Annotated in this window: 15 protein-coding genes; all 15 read left to right on the forward strand. The window is 44.2% G+C overall.

The features are described from left to right. The first annotated feature begins 1 nt into the window (after position 1). The gene (locus ACE38W_RS03440; RefSeq protein WP_375828835.1) at positions 2–2,224 is read left to right on the forward strand and encodes a helix-turn-helix domain-containing protein; all 2,223 of its coding nucleotides are present in this window, start codon (positions 2–4) and stop codon (positions 2,222–2,224) included. Between the two features lie 166 nt (positions 2,225–2,390). Next, the gene (locus ACE38W_RS03445) at positions 2,391–3,128 is read left to right on the forward strand and encodes a (Fe-S)-binding protein (RefSeq protein ID WP_375828836.1); all 738 of its coding nucleotides are present in this window, start codon (positions 2,391–2,393) and stop codon (positions 3,126–3,128) included. Continuing rightward, positions 3,128–4,516, forward strand: coding sequence for a lactate utilization protein B (locus ACE38W_RS03450; protein WP_375828837.1), 1,389 nt, complete (start codon positions 3,128–3,130; stop codon positions 4,514–4,516). Before ACE38W_RS03445 ends, ACE38W_RS03450 begins: the two co-directional genes overlap by 1 nt. Then, the gene (locus tag ACE38W_RS03455; RefSeq protein ID WP_375828838.1) at positions 4,500–5,069 is read left to right on the forward strand and encodes a lactate utilization protein C; all 570 of its coding nucleotides are present in this window, start codon (positions 4,500–4,502) and stop codon (positions 5,067–5,069) included. The genes ACE38W_RS03450 and ACE38W_RS03455 overlap by 17 nt, the downstream gene beginning before the upstream one ends. Before the next feature lie 625 nt (positions 5,070–5,694). Then, entirely contained in the window at positions 5,695–7,632 is a 1,938-nt protein-coding gene (locus ACE38W_RS03460) for an SDR family NAD(P)-dependent oxidoreductase (RefSeq protein WP_375828839.1), read from the forward strand. Between the two features lie 43 nt (positions 7,633–7,675). Beyond that, a complete protein-coding gene (locus ACE38W_RS03465) occupies positions 7,676–8,512 on the forward strand; it encodes a polysaccharide biosynthesis/export family protein (protein ID WP_375828840.1) in 837 nt (278 codons plus the stop codon). Positions 8,513–8,521: 9 nt separating this feature from the next. Beyond that, positions 8,522–10,903 carry a GumC family protein gene (locus tag ACE38W_RS03470; RefSeq protein WP_375828841.1) on the forward strand — a complete coding sequence of 794 codons (2,382 nt, stop codon included), beginning with the start codon at positions 8,522–8,524 and terminating at the stop codon, positions 10,901–10,903. 18 nt (positions 10,904–10,921) lie between these two features. Continuing rightward, positions 10,922–12,208: a nucleotide sugar dehydrogenase gene (locus tag ACE38W_RS03475; protein ID WP_375828842.1), complete on the forward strand. Its 1,287-nt coding sequence runs from the start codon at positions 10,922–10,924 to the stop codon at positions 12,206–12,208. A gap of 26 nt (positions 12,209–12,234) precedes the next feature. After that, positions 12,235–13,233, forward strand: a complete 999-nt coding sequence (locus tag ACE38W_RS03480; protein ID WP_375828843.1) for an SDR family oxidoreductase — start codon at positions 12,235–12,237, stop codon at positions 13,231–13,233. Positions 13,234–13,265: 32 nt separating this feature from the next. After that, positions 13,266–14,555, forward strand: coding sequence for an oligosaccharide flippase family protein (locus tag ACE38W_RS03485; protein ID WP_375828844.1), 1,290 nt, complete (start codon positions 13,266–13,268; stop codon positions 14,553–14,555). After that, positions 14,552–15,595 (forward strand): RimK family alpha-L-glutamate ligase, encoded by a 1,044-nt coding sequence (locus tag ACE38W_RS03490; protein ID WP_375828845.1) that lies wholly within the window; start codon positions 14,552–14,554, stop codon positions 15,593–15,595. The genes ACE38W_RS03485 and ACE38W_RS03490 overlap by 4 nt, the downstream gene beginning before the upstream one ends. Then, positions 15,592–16,803 (forward strand): O-antigen ligase family protein, encoded by a 1,212-nt coding sequence (locus tag ACE38W_RS03495; RefSeq protein WP_375828846.1) that lies wholly within the window; start codon positions 15,592–15,594, stop codon positions 16,801–16,803. Before ACE38W_RS03490 ends, ACE38W_RS03495 begins: the two co-directional genes overlap by 4 nt. Positions 16,804–16,814: 11 nt before the next feature. Further along, positions 16,815–17,879: a glycosyltransferase gene (locus ACE38W_RS03500; RefSeq protein WP_375828847.1), complete on the forward strand. Its 1,065-nt coding sequence runs from the start codon at positions 16,815–16,817 to the stop codon at positions 17,877–17,879. 4 nt (positions 17,880–17,883) lie between these two features. Then, positions 17,884–18,987 (forward strand): glycosyltransferase, encoded by a 1,104-nt coding sequence (locus ACE38W_RS03505; protein WP_375828848.1) that lies wholly within the window; start codon positions 17,884–17,886, stop codon positions 18,985–18,987. Positions 18,988–19,040: 53 nt separating this feature from the next. Next, entirely contained in the window at positions 19,041–20,183 is a 1,143-nt protein-coding gene (locus ACE38W_RS03510) for a hypothetical protein (RefSeq protein ID WP_375828849.1), read from the forward strand. Positions 20,184–20,197 lie beyond the last annotated feature (14 nt).

Genomic DNA, 20,197 nt, shown 5'->3' on the forward strand with positions numbered 1-20,197 from the left:
GATGGCCCAACCAGATAGCGCAAATGTCATCTTTCACCTGGCGGCAGATTTTGTTAACCAGACCAACCGCCACATCTTTCTTACAGGTAAGGCCGGTACGGGAAAGACTACATTCCTCAAATATATTAAAGAGCATTCTAAGAAGAATACCGTAGTCGTGGCGCCTACAGGCGTTGCTGCCATCAATGCAGGCGGTGTTACCATGCACTCTTTTTTTCAGCTGCCTTTCGGGCCTTTTGTGCCTGGTACCAAACGCGGCTTCACAGATGATGTAGTCAGCAGCACCGACAGGCACTCTCTTTTCAGGAATATCCGTTTCACCAACGATAAAAAAGCATTGCTTCAGGAAATGGAACTGCTGATCATCGATGAGGTATCGATGGTACGCTGTGATATGCTGGATGCAATAGATGTTATTCTCCGTCATTTCAGGAATAAGCCACTGCAGCCATTTGGCGGCGTGCAGGTCCTGTTTATCGGAGATCTTTATCAGCTGCCCCCTGTCATCCCTGAAGATGAATGGGCACTGCTACATCAGTACTACAACTCCCCGTTTTTCTTTGCGGCTAAAGCAATAGAACAAAATCCTCCTTTATACATTGAATTAAAAAAGATATATCGACAGAACGAACAGCTCTTCATCGATGTATTGAATCGTGTAAGAAACAGTGAGGTGGAAGCGGAAGACCTGGAGTTACTGAATAACTACTACAATCCCAATTTTAAGGGAGAAGAAAAAGAATATATCACACTTACCACACATAACAGAAAGGCGGACGATATCAATGGCAGCAGGTTGGCATCCATGGCTGGTCGCTTATACAGCTTCGAAGGGAAGATAGAAGGAGATTTCAGTGATAAAGCGCTTCCTACGGAGATGGTATTACAGCTGAAAATCGGCGCCCAGGTGATGTTCCTGAAAAATGATATCGCACAGCCAAGGCGCTATTACAATGGTAAAATCGCTACGGTAAAAGAAATCGACGACGAAGAAATTACCCTGGTACTTTCCGGCAACCATGAAGAAATGAAGCTGGGCAAGGAAACCTGGAGAAATATTCGTTATCATTTTAATGCCGATGAAAATAGTATTGAGGAAGAAGAAATAGGTAGCTTCACACAGTTTCCTATCAGATTGGCATGGGCGATCACCATCCATAAAAGCCAGGGCCTTACTTTCGAACGCGCCATCATCGACGCGGGATATGCATTTGCACCCGGACAGGTATACGTGGCGCTCAGCCGCTGTACTTCACTGGAAGGGTTGGTGCTGCATTCCAGGATTGGCTATGGTAGCATCAAAACAGATCCGCAGGTAATAGAATTTGCAGAGAAAGAAAGTGAACCTAATGAGCTGGTAGTACTATTGGAAATGGAAAGGAAGAAATTCCAGGCCAGTTCATTGCTGCAACTTTTCGATTGGTATAAGATGCAGTCACTCATTAAGTCGCACGCCATTTGGATTGAGGACAAGAAAATCCCTGATTTTGATGCCGCTTTGAAAATGACCCGCTATCTCTCCAGTATAATCGTGCAACAGGCGGAAGTAGCAGCAAAATTTACAGTGCAGCTCCATTCACTCCTTGATAATGTTACACAAACCGGTGAAACCAATCAGCTGGAAGAACGTGTGACAAAGGCAATCGGTTATTTCTCTAAAAGTCTTTATGAGGAGATGATCAAGCCATTGCAGGAGCATATGGAAGAAGTGAAGAAAGCCAAAGCAAAGAAATATCATCTGCAGTTAATGTCGCTGGAATCAGATATCTGGCTGAAGCTACAGCAAGTTTGGGAGGCAGACTATGCAAATCTGCGCTTTAATGCAGGTCTGACAGATTACCTGGCAATGCGCAGCAAGCCGGCGGGAGGAGAAGCTGCACCTGCCAAGGCAAAAGGTAAAGTAGAAAAAGGTAGTAGTCGGCGTGGCACGCTGGAATTATTCTTACAGGGTAAAACCATGCAGGAGATCGCGGCAGACAGAAACCTGGCATTAAGTACTATTGAAAGTCACCTGGCCCAATGTGTGGAGACTGGTGAACTGGAGTTAAATAAATTTGTACCTGAAGGAACCGTGAAACTGATCATGAATCATATCAGGGAGCTGGGAGCTACCGCTGCGGGCCCTATCAAGGAGCGTGTGGGCGACAAGGCCAGCTTTGCAGAAATCAGGGCAGTACAAGCCCATTTGCAGCGTAAGCAGCGCGAAGAAACTTTGCAGGACTAACATCTTTTTTCACTAACTGCCGGCATCCCCAAAACCGGCAGTTAGCTTCAGAAAATACAATTTTCATTCTTTTTGATAAGAATCGCTTATAAACCGATAAAAAACTGCAAGGTTTCCTGATGCTGCACCTGCTAAATTTGCATTAGATCTAATAAACGAAGCATTCTTGAAAGTCGGACTTTTTATACCTTGTTACATAGACCAGTTCTATCCACAGGTAGGTATTGCCACGTTACAACTTCTGCAAAAGCTGGGTTGTCAGGTGGAATATCCGCAGGGACAAACCTGTTGTGGCCAGCCAATGGCTAACTCAGGATTTGAGCATCTTACACATGGCTGCAACAGCCTTTTTGTAAATCATTTTGCAGACTACGACTACATAGTAGCCCCATCTGGGAGTTGTGTGCTGCATATTAAAGAGCACCTGCATGATCCCGGGCGGGAACAGCAAGCCACCAACATCCGGTCACGTATATACGAACTGACAGAGTTCCTTACGGACGTGCTGAAGGTAAGCGCCATTCCGGCGAAGTTTCCCCATAAGGTGGGACTTCACCAGAGTTGCCATGGGCAGCGCGGCCTACACCTGGCACAGATGAGTGAACTCGTGGATAAGCCCTACTCCAAGCCGGCACATTTGCTGGGCATGGTGGAAGGTCTGGAGTTGGTGCCACTGGACCGTACAGACGAATGCTGTGGCTTTGGCGGTACTTTCTGTGTTACCGAAGAAGCGGTGTCCGTAAAAATGGGAGTGGACCGTATAGCCGATCACGTTAAGCATGAAGCCAGCGTGATAACCGGCACCGACGTCAGCTGCCTGATGCACCTGGAAGGCATCATCAACCGCAGGAATGAACCCCTGAAGGTGATGCACATTGCTGAAATCCTTAATAGCGCATACTGATGAACAGCACTATACATGATCATGCCGCCCTTGCCGGAAAGTTCAACGAGAACGAACCAAGGGTCAACTGGCACGACGAAACCCTATGGTGGGTACGCAAGAAAAGAGATCGTATGGCCTGGTCGGTAAATGGCTGGGAACAACTGAGAGAAGCCGCCTCACAAATCAAAAGGCATGCGCTGGGAAACCTGCACGATTATCTCGCACAATTCGAACAGCAAGCTATTCAAAACGGTGCTGTCGTACACTGGGCCGCAGATGCAGCAGAGCATAACCAGATCGTACTGGATATTCTCAAACGCCATCACGTAAAACGTATGGTGAAGAGTAAGTCCATGCTCACAGAAGAATGTCACCTGAACCCACACCTTGAAGCCAATGGCATTGAGGTGATAGATACAGACCTTGGTGAGCGTATTGTGCAGCTGGCAAAAGAACCACCTAGTCATATCGTACTGCCTTGTATTCATAAAAAGAAAGAAGAGATAGGGGCGTTGTTTCATGAGCATCTGGGAACACCTGCCGGCAATGCAGATCCGCAGTTTCTGACAGCTGCCGCAAGGCAACATCTACGCAAAGAATTCCTGGAAGCTGATGCCGCTATTACAGGCGTTAATTTCGCTGTAGCAGAAACAGGAGAGATGGTCGTGTGTACGAATGAAGGTAATGCAGATATGGGCGCACATCTTGCTAAAGTGCATATCGCATGTATGGGCATAGAAAAGATTATTCCGCAGCGTCAGCACCTGGGCGTATTTCTGCGCCTGCTGGCCAGGAGTGCGACCGGGCAGCCTATTACCACCTACTCCAGCCATTTCCGTCAGCCACGGGAAGGACAGGAATTGCATATCGTACTGGTGGATAATGGTCGTTCGAGGCAGCTGGGAAGAGAAGACTTCCGTAATTCGCTGAAGTGTATTCGTTGTGGAGCATGTATGAATACCTGTCCGGTGTATAGACGAAGCGGCGGACATAGTTATCATACGGCCGTTGCAGGCCCGATAGGTTCTATCCTTGCGCCTAACCTGGATATGAAAGATTATGCAGATCTTCCTTTTGCCTCCACACTTTGTGGCTCCTGTTCGAATGTTTGTCCGGTTAAGATAGATATCCATCAGCAGCTATATAAATGGAGACAGGTGATCGTAAAAGAGGGTTATGCCACTACCGGCAAAAAAATGAGTATGCAGATGATGACGACTGTTTTATCATCTCCCAAAACATTTAAAACAGCTGGTAAAATGGGCAGATGGGTATTACGTGCATTTCCAGGAATGGTAAATAATAAAATGAATCCCTGGTATAAGCAACGTAATATGCCGGAAGCGCCGAAGATGTCATTTGCAGAGTGGTACGCTAAAAATAAAAACAATGAGCAGCAGGGATAATATATTAAAAGCAGTAAAGAATAATCAGCCGGAGAGTACGGAACTGCCTTCACTTGCAGGATTATCCGATATGCCTGGCACCCTGGAAGATTATAAGAAGGTAGTAGAAGGATTGGGTGCGATGGTAACAGAAGCTGCAGATGAAAATGCCGTTGCTGGTTTGGTACAGCAACATTTTCCGGATAGTAAACGCATTGTTGATGCGAGGTCAGCAATACAACCCGAATGGATATACGATGATCCGCATTTACTGGAAGATGTGGATGTAGCAATAGTAAATGGTCAATGGGCTGTTGCAGAAAATGGAGCGGTGTGGTTAACAGAGAAAGATATGAAAGTGCGAGCGCTGCCGTTTATTTGTCAATACCTGGTGCTGGTGATCTCACGTGAACGCATACTCGCAACTATGCATGATGCCTATGAAAAAATTCAAGGGCCTGATACAGGTTTTGGTGTATTCATTGCTGGTCCCTCAAAGACCGCAGATATAGAACAGTCGCTGGTTTTAGGCGCACATGGCGCAAGGAGTCTGTTAGTTGTGATACTGCCTTAAAAAAACTAGTGTATAAATAAATGCCCATCTTGTTCCAACAAACGGGCGGAACAATTCAAAAACGAAATCGTATATGCGGTTTCGTTTTTTTTATGTGTGTTAAATTATGTGTGATAAAATATTTGAACTGATGAGTTGGTAATATTCATTGCCGCTACTATGCTGATTAACAATCATAAGGAATAAAAATATACGTTTAGTCGAAGGTGTTGGTATAATGTTTGTTTCTTAAACGGAGCTTTGAAAAAACCATATCGCGAATACAAAGAACCATATCAACAGATTTTTGCGAACCAGAAAAATTGAAAGACCATGTACTTTAAACTAACTTTAGAGCAGCCACCAGTGAGCATTTTACTGGATAGTAGATGTGAACGTTGTTATCATTCTATAAAATTTCAGTTTCATTGATATAGATTATAAAATTTATTTTCTACTTTGCGTTTCTATTGAAAGCCTGAATAACTAGACAAAGTTTGTTGTTTAAGAATGTAGGAATGCAAACCTGTTAAGAGTTTCATTTCAATCAGCTGCGCACCTATATGAAAACCTTGAAAAACCAAGCGTAGCATGATTGTCATGGTGCTGAGAGAATATTATTAACCGTATCTTATTATTGAAACCTATGGTGCGAACATCATCATGGATTACCCCGTCATGGCTTATATTAATGCTAGACCTGGGGTGTTCCGTCCTCGCTGTCAATCTTGCCTTTTTACTCAGGCTGAATTTTGACTTCCAAGACATTGCTCCATATCCCCTGGCGGAAATTTCGTTATGGGTGTTGTGTGTTAACCTGCTACTGTCTTTGTTATTACGAACCTATAGAGGTATTGTAAGGCATACAGGACTAGCTGATATTGGGCATATAGCACGTATGAACGTGTTAAGCAGCGTCATCCTTTTTACCATCGGTTATGCATATACGCAGTATGGAGGATTTAATATTCTACCCCTGTCTATTTGCCTTATTTATTTCTTCATCAGTTCATTCGGACTCCTATCTTACAGGTTGTTGGTGAAATGGATCTTCAAATACACTGCGCTGTTGAAAAATACAGACAAGGGGAGGGCTGCCATTTACTATACAGGTCATACCGGATTGATGTTGCGTAAGGCTATCAGCGATGATCCTAAGAGTAATATTAAAGTAGTGGCATTCCTCGCTGAAACTGCCGACCATGCTGGTAAATCGCTGGAAGGGTTGCCTATTTATGCAGCAGCAATCAATCAGCTTTTTCGCCTGGTGAAACATGCAAAAGTAGATGTAATACTAATTCCGGAAGATCATCTTGATACTGACAGGTTGAATGAACTGGTAGAAGCCTGCATGGCACTCAGCATCCGCGTACAAAAAGTGACACCGGTAAACAGATGGATTGATGGTGCTTTAAATAACAGTGTACAGTTGAAAGACATTAACATCGAAGATCTGCTGGAACGTGCAGAAATTCGAATCAGAAACCCCCGTATCAGCCAGGAGCTGAAAGGAAAAAATATCCTGGTAACAGGTGCCGCCGGATCTATCGGCAGCGAAATAGTAAGACAGCTTGTAAAGTACGAACCACAGCTGATTGTACTCTGTGATAAAGCAGAATCACCATTGCATGAACTGGAGTTGGAACTGGCAGAAAAAAATGCCGGCGTACAGATTATTCCTTACATCGGCAACGTATGCGACTATACGCGTATGCAACAACTATTTGAGATATACGCTCCTGTGATCGTATACCATGCCGCAGCATACAAACATGTACCCATGATGGAAAAAAATCCTTCCATCGCAGTGATCAATAATGTATTGGGAACAAAGATCATGGCTGAACTCTCTGTAGAACATCGTGCCGAAAAATTTGTGATGGTGTCCACTGATAAAGCCGTGAACCCTACCAATGTAATGGGTGCATCCAAACGTATCGCGGAAATTTTCTCTCAATCATTTAATAATTACCTGAACGAACAATATCAGCGCCCGGGGCCCGTATATAGCACTCCTCCTACACGTTTCATTACGACACGTTTCGGCAATGTATTGGGCTCCAATGGCTCTGTTATCCCACGCTTTAAACAACAACTGGAAAAAGGTGGCCCATTGACCGTTACACATCCCGACATCACCCGCTATTTCATGACCATACCAGAAGCTTGTCAGCTTGTACTGGAAGCAGGTTCCATGGGACAAGGGGGAGAGATCTTCGTGTTTGATATGGGTAAGCCAATGAAGATAGCCGAACTGGCCCGCAAAATGATACGCATGAGCGGAAAAGAACCGGGAAGAGATATACAGATCGTTTACACTGGCTTACGCCCAGGTGAAAAATTATATGAAGAACTGCTGAATAACGCAGAAAACACGATGCCTACCTACCATGATAAAATCATGATAGCGCAGGTACGAACCTACGACTTCCTTGCAGTGAACGAACAGGTAGAAGAGCTAATAGGCGCTGCCCGCAAGCATTACCTGATGCCAACAGTAGCCCGTATGAAACAACTTGTACCCGAGTTTATCAGCAAAAATTCTTCTTTCGAAGAACTGGATAAAGGAACTATAACCATGTAATCAGTAATAACGTACAGGCATATATTAAAATCGAGAGTTGATTATGAATTTGTTTAAAAAGGAAAGGGAAATTCACAACGGTCCCTCGCGTAGTTCTCTGCGTTGGCTATTGGGAATGTGGGTAGTATTAGGCATGTTTGCGTGTAAAGCACCCAAAAATATTACGTATTTCAGAGATATTCCTGATTCTGTCAGGTTTGCAGAAGTAAATCAGACCATCTATAAAACACCGGAAATACAGGTTGATGATATCCTGCAGGTTACCATACAAACGCTGGATCCTACTGCTACAACAATGTTGAACCAGCAAGGACAATCAGTGCCTGGTACCCCGCCATCGGTGTCCACCGCGCCTGCACCTGCTATTAACGGGTACCTGGTCGATAAAGATGGTAATATCAGTCTGCCACTCATAGGCAAATTACAGGTAAAAGGAAAGTCTACAGATGCTGTCAGAGATGAAATCCAGGCGAAAGCTGCCGCGTATTATAAGGACCCGGTAGTAAATGTACGATTCGCCAATTTTAAGGTGACAGTGTTGGGAGAAGTAGCCAAACCATCTTCCTATATTATGCCTAACGAAAAAGTATCCCTGCTGGATGCTTTAGGTATGGCAGGAGACCTGACCATCTTTGGAAAAAGAGAAAATGTGCTGCTGATACGCGATAACGACGGGAAGAAAGAATTTGTACGATTCGATCTGAATAAGAGCAATCTGTTTACCTCTCCTTATTTCTATTTACATCAGGGAGATGTAGTATATGTAGAGCCTAACAAGAATAAAGTAGCATCTACAGATATGCAACAGGTAAAACGTATTTCTATCATGGCTTCTGTACTGTCACTGCTGATCGTGGTGGCTTCCAGGATCAACTTTTAAACATTTACCATGCAGGAGAATTTGTATCAGTCACTAAACGGAAAGTATGCAGTCAATGGAAACGGCCAGCTGAAAGAACCTGAAAGTACTTTCGACCTCAGGAAGCTTTTAGACCGCCTCGCCCGTTCCTGGTATTGGTTCCTCTTCAGTGTCATCATCTGTGGTGCGCTAGGATGGGTATACCTGCGCTATGCTACCCCCGGCTACAAGGTAAATGCGAAAATCTTAGTCCAGGATCAGAAAAAAGGCGCGGACATTCCAGGCGCTGAAATCCTTGACCAGCTAAATCTCTTCGATAACAAGAGCAGTGTCGACAATGAACTTGAAATTATTAGCTCCCGTTCCCTCATGGAGCAGGTAGTGAGAGATCAACACTTATACATACGTTATCTCGTAGATGGACGTATGAAGAAAACAGAGATCTATGGCAACGTTCCTTTTACCATGGATTGGCTCAACCTGAAGGATAGCCTGGCCGTTGCTAAATATGTACTCACGCCAAAAGGTGAAACAGGCTTTAATATCTCCATCGACAGCTGGCAGAAAAATGCCCAATGGGGCGATACCATCCAATGTGCTGCAGGTCTGTTCCGTATTATCCGTAATGTGAACTTCCCGCTGGAACAAAAGGATTATACCCTGGAAGTTAGTCCGGTAGATAAAACAGTGGCTGATTATCAGCGCAACCTGGAAGCAGCTATTCCTAACAAGCAGGTAAGCACCATTGATATGGCCTTATCTTCCAATATCCCGCAAAAAGGCGAGATGGTGTTGAATAAGCTCATCGCCGCATACCTGCATGCCAGCGTGGAAGATAAAAATCGTATTGCCGACAGCACCATTGCCTTCATCGATAACAGGCTGTTGATCGTTACCAGTGAGCTTTCTGGCGTAGAAAAGAATATACAGCGCTTCAAAGAGGTTAACCAGCTCGCAGATATTTCTGAGCAATCAAAAGCTCTGGTAAATGGTACCGGCGATTTCCGTAAGCAGATCATCGACCAACAGGTACGACTCAACGTAGTACAGTCGCTGGAACAATATGTAAGAGATGAAAAGAATAATAAGAGAGTAGTGCCTTCCGCTATTGTTGTTCAAGATCCAACTTTTATCAGCATCGTTGAAAAGTATAACACCCTCCAGCTGGAACGGGAACGCTTACTCCTGGCTAATACTGAAAACAATCCTGCCGTGCGTACCATCGACGGGCAGTTGGCTGGATTACGCGGAGATCTCCTTAGTAACCTCGCCACCTTCCGTAGTAGCCTGGAAATGAGCCTGGATGCCCTGCAGAAGAATGCAGGTAACCTGGATCAGAAAATCAGGCAGGTTCCTTCCACAGAAAGGGTATTCCTGGATTTTTCCCGCCAGCAGGCCATCAAGCAGGAATTATATCTTTATCTGCTTAAAAAGCGCGAAGAATCAGCACTTTCCAAATCATCCAACCTGGCCATTGCCCGGATTGTGGATGCTGCCAAGAGCGATCCCTTGCCTTACAAACCTAAAGGATTATTCATCTATCTGATCGCTGTCATTTTCGGTATGGGATTTCCGGCTGGTATTTTCTATCTGGGAGATCAACTAAATAGACGTATACGCAGCAGGGAAGAACTGAGCAGTCTCACACCAGTACCAGTACTCGCAGAAATAGGACATTATTCTGATAGCGATATTGTAGCAGTAAGAAAAGATGTGAGAACGCCCTTGGTAGAACAGTTCAGGGCTTTAAGAACGAACCTCCAGTTTATCATGGCCAACCCACAGGAAAAAGTAATACTGCTTACTTCCAGCATGAGTGGGGAAGGAAAATCCTTTGTAGCTACCAACCTCGCCGCGGTGATCGCATTGTCAGGAAAAAAAGTACTGCTCATGGAAATGGACCTTCGCAAACCAAAAATTTCTGAAAAATTAGGCCTCTCCAATCATACCGGCTTTAGCACCTACGCCATCGGTAAATCCTTGCCGGAATCGGTGATTAAGCCCTCAGGCATTCATGAAAACTGTTGGATCATGTCTTCAGGACCAATCCCCCCCAATCCCGCAGAATTACTACTGCTCGAAAACACAGGATTGCTCTTTGCAGAGCTACGCAAACAGTTCGATTATATTATCGTTGATACTGCCCCGGTAGGACTTGTGACAGATGCCCAGTTGTTAGGTAGGTTCGCTGATGCCACTTTATATCTCATGAGACAAGGATATACTTTCAAAGAACAGGCAAAACTGACCAAAGACCTCCAGCAATATCAGAAAATGCCAAGGATCAACATTATCCTGAATGATGTGAAACAAGGCTCCAGCTATGGCTATGGTTATGGTTACGGTTATGGCATCGAAGATGAATCAGGCAAACCAGTAATGACAAAAATTAAAAAAGTATTCAGCAAATAAATAATTATTGAAAACACTATGAACCAGGATATCAAAATTGGAATTATCGGTTTGGGCTATGTAGGTCTACCATTGGCCGTGGAATTTGCAAAAAAATATAAAGTTATTGGCTTCGATATTAACACCACAAGAGTGGCCGAACTTACTGCCGGTAACGATCAGACACTGGAAGTGGAATCAGATTTGTTGAAGTCAGTACTCACAGATTGCACAACCCCAACCGGATTGTATTGTACAAATGAACTGGAGCGTATCGCGCCATGCAATTACTATATCATCACCGTGCCAACGCCGGTCGATAAAAATAATCGCCCAGACCTCACCCCGCTGTTCAAAGCCAGCGAAACGGTAGGTAAGGTGTTGAAAAAGGGAGATATAGTCGTTTATGAATCTACCGTATATCCTGGTGTGACAGAAGATGAATGTGTGCCAGTACTGGAACGTATATCCGGACTCACCTTCAATAAAGATTTTTTTGCAGGATATTCTCCTGAACGTATCAATCCAGGTGATAAAGAACATACCGTTGCCAAAATTCTGAAAGTAACTTCTGGTTCTACTCCTGCGGTGGCAGAAAGTGTAGATCAACTCTATCGCAGTGTCATCACAGCAGGTACACATAAAGCCACCAACATAAAAGTGGCGGAAGCAGCAAAAGTAATAGAGAACGCGCAACGTGATATCAACATCGCCTTTGTAAACGAACTGGCTAAAATTTTTAACAGGCTTGGTATCGATACCGATGAGGTATTACAAGCTGCAGGTACTAAATGGAACTTTCTAAAATTCAAACCTGGGTTAGTAGGTGGTCACTGCATCGGTGTAGATCCTTACTATCTCGCACAGAAGGCGCAGGAAGCAGGTTATCATCCGGAGATCATCCTCGCTGGCCGCCGCCTCAACGATGGCATGGGCGCCTATATTGCACAGGAAGTGATCAAGCTGATGGTGAAAAAAGATATTCCGGTAAAAGGTGCTAAAATACTGGTGCTCGGTGTAACATTTAAAGAAAACTGCCCGGATGTACGAAATACTAAAGTAGTGGATATCCTCAATGAACTCAAAGATTACGGAACGTCTATCACCGTATATGATCCATGGGCAACCCCAGGAGAGGTGGCACATGAATACGGTTGGACATCCCACCAGGAATTGAATACCCTTTGTGACTACGACGCTGTAATCCTGGCTGTAGCCCACAACGAATTCAGAGAACTGAACATCAATAAACTTTGTAAAAACCGCGCAGTGGTATATGACGTGAAAGGTGCATTACCAAAAGAACTGGCAGATGCGCGTCTTTGATTTCCTTCATTTCTCAAAAAATAGTCATGTACGAAAATAAATACCACAACAATAGTATTCAGAACAGTTCCTTCCTGGTAACAGGAGGGGCTGGCTTCATTGGTTCCAACCTGGTAGAATATCTCCTGAAATACGGTGCTCCTAAAGTACGTGTAATGGATAACTTCTCTACAGGTAGTATGGATAATCTCAGGCCATTTCTGGAGCACCCGGCCTTTGAACTGATAGAAGGTGATATCCGTAATTTGAATGACTGCCGTAAAGCAGTGAATGGTATTGATTATATCAGCCACCAGGCCGCATTAGGCTCGGTACCAAGGTCCATCAATGACCCGGTAACCACTAATGATGTCAATATCACCGGACAACTACATATGCTGGTAGCAGCCAGAGATGCAGGGGTTAAACGCCTCGTATACGCAGCCAGCTCCAGCACTTACGGCGATCATCCAGGGCTCCCAAAGGTAGAAGACCAAATAGGTAAACCACTCTCGCCCTATGCCATCACAAAATATGTGAATGAATTATACGCGGAAATCTTTTCCCGTACATATAACTTTCATGCCATCGGATTACGATATTTCAATGTTTTTGGTCCAAGGCAAAATCCTCGTGGGCCCTATGCAGCGGTAATTCCACTGTTCATTGAATCAGCCCTGAAAGGTGAAGCGCCTTTTATCAACGGCGATGGTGAAACCAGCCGTGATTTTACCTTCGTGGAAAATGCGGTACAAGCAAATGTAAAAGCATTGTTGCTTCCAGATCTTCAAAAACATGAAGTCATCAACATTGCTTTTGGCGAACGCACCTCCTTGAATCAGCTTTGGGAAAGAATATCCGGCATCACCCATATCTCTATTCCTCCACATTACAGGGATGAAAGAGCGGGAGATGTCAGACATAGCCTGGCCAATATTCAAAAGGCAAACGATCTTGTTGGATATAAACCTGAATTTTCCGTTCACGATGGCCTCAAACTAGCCGTAGAATGGTATGCTGCCAATTTACAACGCAGCGAAGTATAATAACCTGCCGTCTGCGCGGATGAAACCTTTTTATGAATTTAACCATATCGAAGCTACGACGCAAGTGGTCAGACACTGCCGTGAAATACCGGCTGAATGCCCCTAAAAAGCTGTCAGGTGATCATAAAACCCTGATACGCAACTTCGGCGCCCTGTCAGTATTACAGGGCCTGAATATGGTGCTACCGCTGATCACCTTACCTTATGTACTCCGCATCTTCGGCGCGGAGAAATATGGGGTAATCGTGCTGGCCAATTCTTTGTTGGCCTACTTCCAGAGTTTTACTGATTTCAGCTTTAATATAACTGCTACCAGAGACGTAGCCGTACACCGGCATAGTAAACGTATGCAAAGTCTTATCTATAGCCGTGTACTCTCTACTAAATCCATATTGGTAATATTTTCTTTCGCACTGTTTCTGCCGCTAGTCATCTTCGTTCCACAGTTTGCTGATAATAAACTGGTGTTCCTGATGGCTTTCCCGGCACTGGCAGGATACGCGCTCTTCCCGGAATGGTTCTTCCAGGGTATAGAAGAAATGAAGTTTATCACGATCCTCTCTGCCTGCATCAAGATATTTTTTACCATCTGCATTTTCGTGTTTATCCATAAACCCGAAGATTTCTTCTGGTACCCCATGTTTAATGCACTGGGTTATATCGGAGCCGGTCTTTATGCGCAATATCTTTTGAATACACGCTACCAGCTTAAGTTTCGATTTATTGGTTTCAAAAGGATCATCCGTGTATTGAAGGCTAATTTCAACATCTTTATCAACCAATTTCTGCCCAATCTTTATAATAACTCTACCACATTCCTGCTGGGCATACTCACTGGTAATGCAGCGGTAGGTGTATATGGTGCAGTTAAAAGCCTGATTGAAGCTGCTAACACAGGATTGAGTATTCTATCGAGAGTGTTCTTTCCGTTTCTCAACCGCAACAGCGGCGCCTTCGACAAGTTCAAGAAACTCATTTTGGTTGCAGGTTTGGCCATGTGTGCAGGTATCTGTCTGCTCTCCGTACCCATTGTACACATCTTTCACCTGAAAGGAACACAGGCAGTATGGATGCTTTGCATTATGGCCATCAGCATCGTATTCATGGCAATGTATTACTGCTATGGTACAAATTATTTTATCGTGAAAAGAGCAGATAAACTAGTGATGAGGAACACCGTATTTGCTTCTATTGGCGGTTTTATCATGGCTTTTCCACTGATACTCCTGTTTTCAGGAATAGGGGCCGCGCTCAACCTCGCGCTGGCCCGTGGAATGATGGGCATCGGATTATGGTGGAAATATAAAAAAGAAGAAAAATGAAACTGGCAATACATCATACAAAAGGATCATTCAGCGAAAGATGGATCAACTACTGCAGGGATAACGCTGTCCCATATACGCTGGTAGACTGCTATCGCAATGATATTATAGAACAGCTGAAAGACTGTGATGCATTGCTTTGGCACTGGCATCACGGTGATTATAAAGCAGTACGCTTTGCCAGACAGCTGACCTACTCCCTGGAAGCCGCTGGTATCAAGGTTTTTCCTGATAGTAAAACCGCCTGGCATTTTGATGATAAAGTAGGACAGAAATACCTGGCAGAAGCCTTGCAAATGCCTTTGGTGCCTTCATATGTTTTTTATAGTAAAGAAGAAGCACATGTATGGGCTAACACGACAACCTATCCAAAAGTTTTCAAATTACGCGGCGGCGCCGGTGCTTCCAATGTAAAATTGGTACGCAGCGCCAGCGACGCAGATAGACTGATAAATAAAGCCTTTGGCCGTGGATTTGCAGCGCGGGATCGTTTTAATCGCTTTAGAGATGCGTTATGGCGATTAAAACGTGACAGGAACCGCGCTGCATTCTTCGGTCTGTTTAAAGGTATAGGTAGAATTTTCCTGCCTACTGTATATGAAAATATGCAGGGGAGAGAAAAAGGATACGTCTATTTCCAGGAATTTATGCCTGATAATAATTACGATACCCGCATCATTGTGATCAACGGGAAAGCATTTGCTATCAGGCGTTATAACAGGGAAGGAGATTTTCGGGCATCCGGTAGTGGCCTCATTGGCTTCGACAAAAAACTATTTGATGAACGGATGGTTCGGATCTCCTTTGACCTGGCCAATAAAATGCAAGCGCAATCGCTCGCACTCGACTTCATCTACGACCAACAGCAACAACCACTAATAGTGGAAATGAGCTATGGTTTTATGATGCCAGTATACGATCCATGCACCGGATATTGGGACCAACAACTCAACTGGCATGAAGGCGCTTTCAATCCACAACAATTTATGGTAGAAGGCCTCATAGATCAGATCGTTCAACAAAAACCGGCATTTTCATGAAACCACTCCCGGTAAAAATATTAGTATCACTGTTTATTCTCAGCCTCCTCTTTCTCAACAAAGAATGGCTGGTAATATATGGTTGGGGTATTACCATATTGATGTACATGGCTTTTTTCTTTGACCTCAATAAAGTAAAGACCTTTAACTTCAGTGCTAACGTACATGGCTACAGGATTTTCCTTTTGGCCATGCTGGCACTGCTGTCGGTACTATGGTCGCCGGATGCGGATGCTACCTTGCAGCATACTTTTGTGTTGTTCATACTGGTAGCAAATAGTTTTATTCTGTATTATTTCCTCGTTCGTTATAACCTGTATTCCCTCGTGGCAGCGCTGGTGCTGGTATATTCCTTCGTGAACTACTCACTGGCATTAGGGCTGCCTTTTTTTGGCTTCCTGGAAAATCATGATGAAGAAATACCAAGATTTATTGGTACAGAACTCAACCCGAACTATCTCTCCATCATGATCATGTTCTCCATATTTCTCAGCCTGCTGGCATTTCACCAGCATAAGCTGAAATCTGTTGCTGCCAAAGGTTTGCACATCACTAATATCTTGCTGGCACTATACACCATTTTTTTGACCGCCTCCCGTAAAGGGATCGCGTTCAGCTTCGTATTGATACTGTTTTATTTCTTGCTCAATTTTAAACGATTGATGGGGTCATTTAAAACAATTGCTATAGCAGGACTAGCCGTTTTTGCCTTATCATTTTTTTTAAAAGGAGACTTTGTTAGCGAGAATATATCACCAGCAATAGATCGTGTAGGAAGAATGGTATCTACCCTTGGTGGCCGCGATAATGAAGGAAGTACAGAAGAACGCGTACGCTTCATGAGGGAAGGCTGGACACAGTTCACTGCCAGTCCGCTGATAGGCTACGGCGCCGCCAGTTTCAAATACTACTACCACCTCTATGCACATAACAACTACATAGAACTATTATTTGGCGTAGGTTTCCTCGGGCCATTGATTTACTACAGTATACATTTTTCTATACTGCGCAAACTATGGCAATACCGCACTGGTATGTTCCTCGCCGGATTTATTATTGTACTCATGCTCATGGACGTTGGCCTGGTGGCCTACTACGATAAACGCATCATGCTGATGCTGTTAGTAATTATCATTATGGCCGAACGAGAAATCGCCGAAAAACAGCTGAACTACAGCCTTCGGCACTTCCCACTAAGTCTGAACTAAATCTCGCGCCCATGAAAAAAAAGATCGTATTCATATTACCAAGCCTTAAAGGCGGCGGCGCTGAAAAAGTAGTGATCAATATTATCAATTCACTGGATACCTCCAAACTGGAAATATTCCTGATGGTCATCTGCCCGGCATACGATTATCTGCCATTGATCACACAGTCCGTCAAACTGATCAAACTGGAAAAAAACAGTACCAGCGCTGGTACGAAAGATATTTACAGGGTATTGAAAGATATGAAGCCAGCTATAGTATTCACTACGCTGAACCATATCAGTATTGTCAGTATCCTCTTAAGAAGATTTACCGGCGGGAAATATATCAACGTGGTACGCCTGCCTACACTACCCAGTAACAAGCTGGGCATAGGCTGGAAAGGAAAGGTAGAACGCTTCCTTAATAGCAAAGTTCTGCGTCATGCACATCACGTGATCGCACAAACGCAGCAGATGAAAGATGAAGCAGAGCAGTACTATCGCATCCCTGCCACAAAAGTCAGACATATTCCGAATCTGGTAAACAGCAAGCAAATTGAAATACTAAGCAAGGAACTGATTAATGTATTCGACAGAAGCCGCTTTAATATCGTGGCCGCCGGATCGCTCTACACTGCTAAAGGCTTTGATGTGCTCATAAAGGCCATGCCTAAAGTAAGACGCATCATACCTAATGCAAGACTGCATATACTCGGCAGAGAAAGTATAGAACCAGGCTATGGCGAAAAACTGCGTAAACTCGCTGACAGCCTTTCGCTCTATGATGAGGTGTTGTTTCATGGATTTAAATCCAATCCATATCCTTACTTCAAAGAGGCCGACCTTTTTGTACTATCCTCCCGCAAAGAAGGATTCCCGAATGTAGTGCTGGAAGCATTACTCCTCGGAACACCAGTGGTAGCCACTGATTGCGTGGATTTCAAAGGCATCATTGACACCGGTACCAACGGCTATACCGTGCCTGTTGAAGATGAAAACAGTCTGGCTACTGCTATCGTAAAAGCAAGAAACCTGGAAGCTCCAAAACTCGCTGTCAGGAATTTTGACTATTCATCATTTTTTATGTCAGTTTAATGAGATGAACAACCGTAAGATTTTATTTGTGATTACCAGCCTGGGATTTGGTGGGGCAGAAAGTCAGCTGCTGGGGATTATCCCCGCGCTGGCCGACAGAGGCTATGACATATCACTGCTCACCATCAAAACTGATCTTGGCCTCATCAGCCGCCTGGATAAAAGAGTTAATTACTTTGACCTGGCAGTGAAAGGCGCGAAATCTATACCTGGCGCCCTGCGAAAGCTCAATGCCATAATAAAAGAAGTAAAACCAGACATCGTGCATACGCACCTGTTCCATGCTAATTTACTCGGCCGCTTTATTAAAATGCGACACCCGGGTATCAGAGTTATTAACACCACCCATAGCAACTACGACTCACATGCACGCACCATCAGCCCATATCTGTGTTACAGACTTACCTCAAAATGGGTAGACTACCACAGTGCTGTGTCCGTGCCTGCCTTACGCGCACTGCAATCCAAATCCGGCATCCAGAAAGAAAAATCCGGTGTCATCTATAACGCAATCGACGTAGATAGCTTTATAAACACTGGCGTTCGTGTAGACCCTCCCGTTTTTAAATGGGTTGCCATAGGCCGGCTCATAGAAGTAAAGGATTACCGTAATCTCTTTGATGCCATGCAACTACTGCTACCAAGTGGAGTAGCCTTTTCCCTTGATATCGCCGGAGACGGAGAATTGAAAAATGAATTAAAGGCACAGGTAGAACTGGCGGGCCTTAACAGGCATGTGCGCTTCATGGGATTGGTGAAAAATATTGCACAGGTACTGCCGGATTATGATGGCTACGTTATCTCCTCACGCAGTGAAGGAATGCCCATGGCCTTGCTGGAGGCAATGTCTGCCGGCCTCCCTGTAACCGGTACGGATGTTGGAGGTATAAGGAGTATTGTGGAAGGTGCCGACGGCGGTATTGTCATTCCTCCAAGAGACCCCGTAGCGCTCAGTAACGCCATGATGCAGATGATGAAAATGAACCCATTGATGCGTCAGCGTTTGGGCGAAAGAAATGCGGTTTATGTCAGAAATAATTTCGCTAAAGCAAGGATTTTAGACTTCTGGGAGAATATTTACGAAAACAAAATGGCTGTTACTGCTTGATGATCTGTTGATATAACTGTTATCATTTACTGTTAATTTTCAAACTAACGTTTATGTACAAACGATGTTTAGTATTTGCAGCCGCCATCGCCTTTTGGATGGGATGCTTTGCACAGGAAGGTTTTCGTTATAAACAATTGCCTGCTGTTTATAACACAACCTCCATCGCTGCCGCCTCTGCAAAACAAGCAATGGCAACGAGTGCCGGCACAGCATTTGATGCTACGTCATCATTGCCTTCCGGTTACGTAAAAGATGGCTCCGCCGATTATACCCAGCAACTGCAAAATGCTATCAATGGCCATAACATAGTCAAAATGCCTGACTTTCCAGTCATGATCAATGACAAAGGACTATTACTGAAAAGTAATAGCACACTCATTTTTCAGCCCAACTCAAAGTTGATATTACAGGGAACTGATAAAGGTAAATATGCCATGCTCAAACTCCTTAATGTACAACATGTCAATATCTACTCACCAGTACTGGTAGGTGATAAAGACAATCATAAAGGCAGTGGTGGCGAATGGGGCATGGGCATCGATGTAAGAGGTAGTTCAGATGTAAACATCTATCACCCGCAAGTCTCAAAGTGCTGGGGCGATGGCTTGTATATCGGACAGGCAGGTAAGGATAATACCAATAACAATATCAACGTGTATTACGCTGCCATGGATGATAACCGCAGAAACGGTATCACCATCGGTTCTGTTAAAGGCCTGAAACTGATCAAACCTGTTGTAAGCAATACCTCCGGTACACTGCCAATGTGCGGTATCGATATTGAACCTAACAGTCCGGATGATATGATAGATGATATCGACATTGATCAACCGGTAACTTACAATAACGGGAAGTATGGATTGGTAATAGGCTTGGCCCGACTCCCAGGTCCAGCACAGAAACAGGTAAACATCACCATAAACAAACATACGGATGACGGGAGTCCTACCGGTTTCTGGATGGGTGGTACAGATGCAAACTATACACCAGCAGATAAACCATTGGCAGGAAATATCCAGGTAATAGACCCGGTATGGAAAAATAATAGTATGCCATTTAAAGGTGGCAAAACATATGACTTTGCGCCACCTTCAAAGTTCCGTAATGTATCAATCATGAAACAAGGCGGAGTAAATGAAGTTGATAAAATAAAACGCGCGCAGGCTAATAAGAAGAACCTAGATATAGATTAACGAAAAACCAGGAA

Source organism: Chitinophaga sp. Hz27, from assembly GCF_042263525.1.
In the GTDB taxonomy this organism is placed as follows: Bacteria; Bacteroidota; Bacteroidia; order Chitinophagales; family Chitinophagaceae; genus Chitinophaga.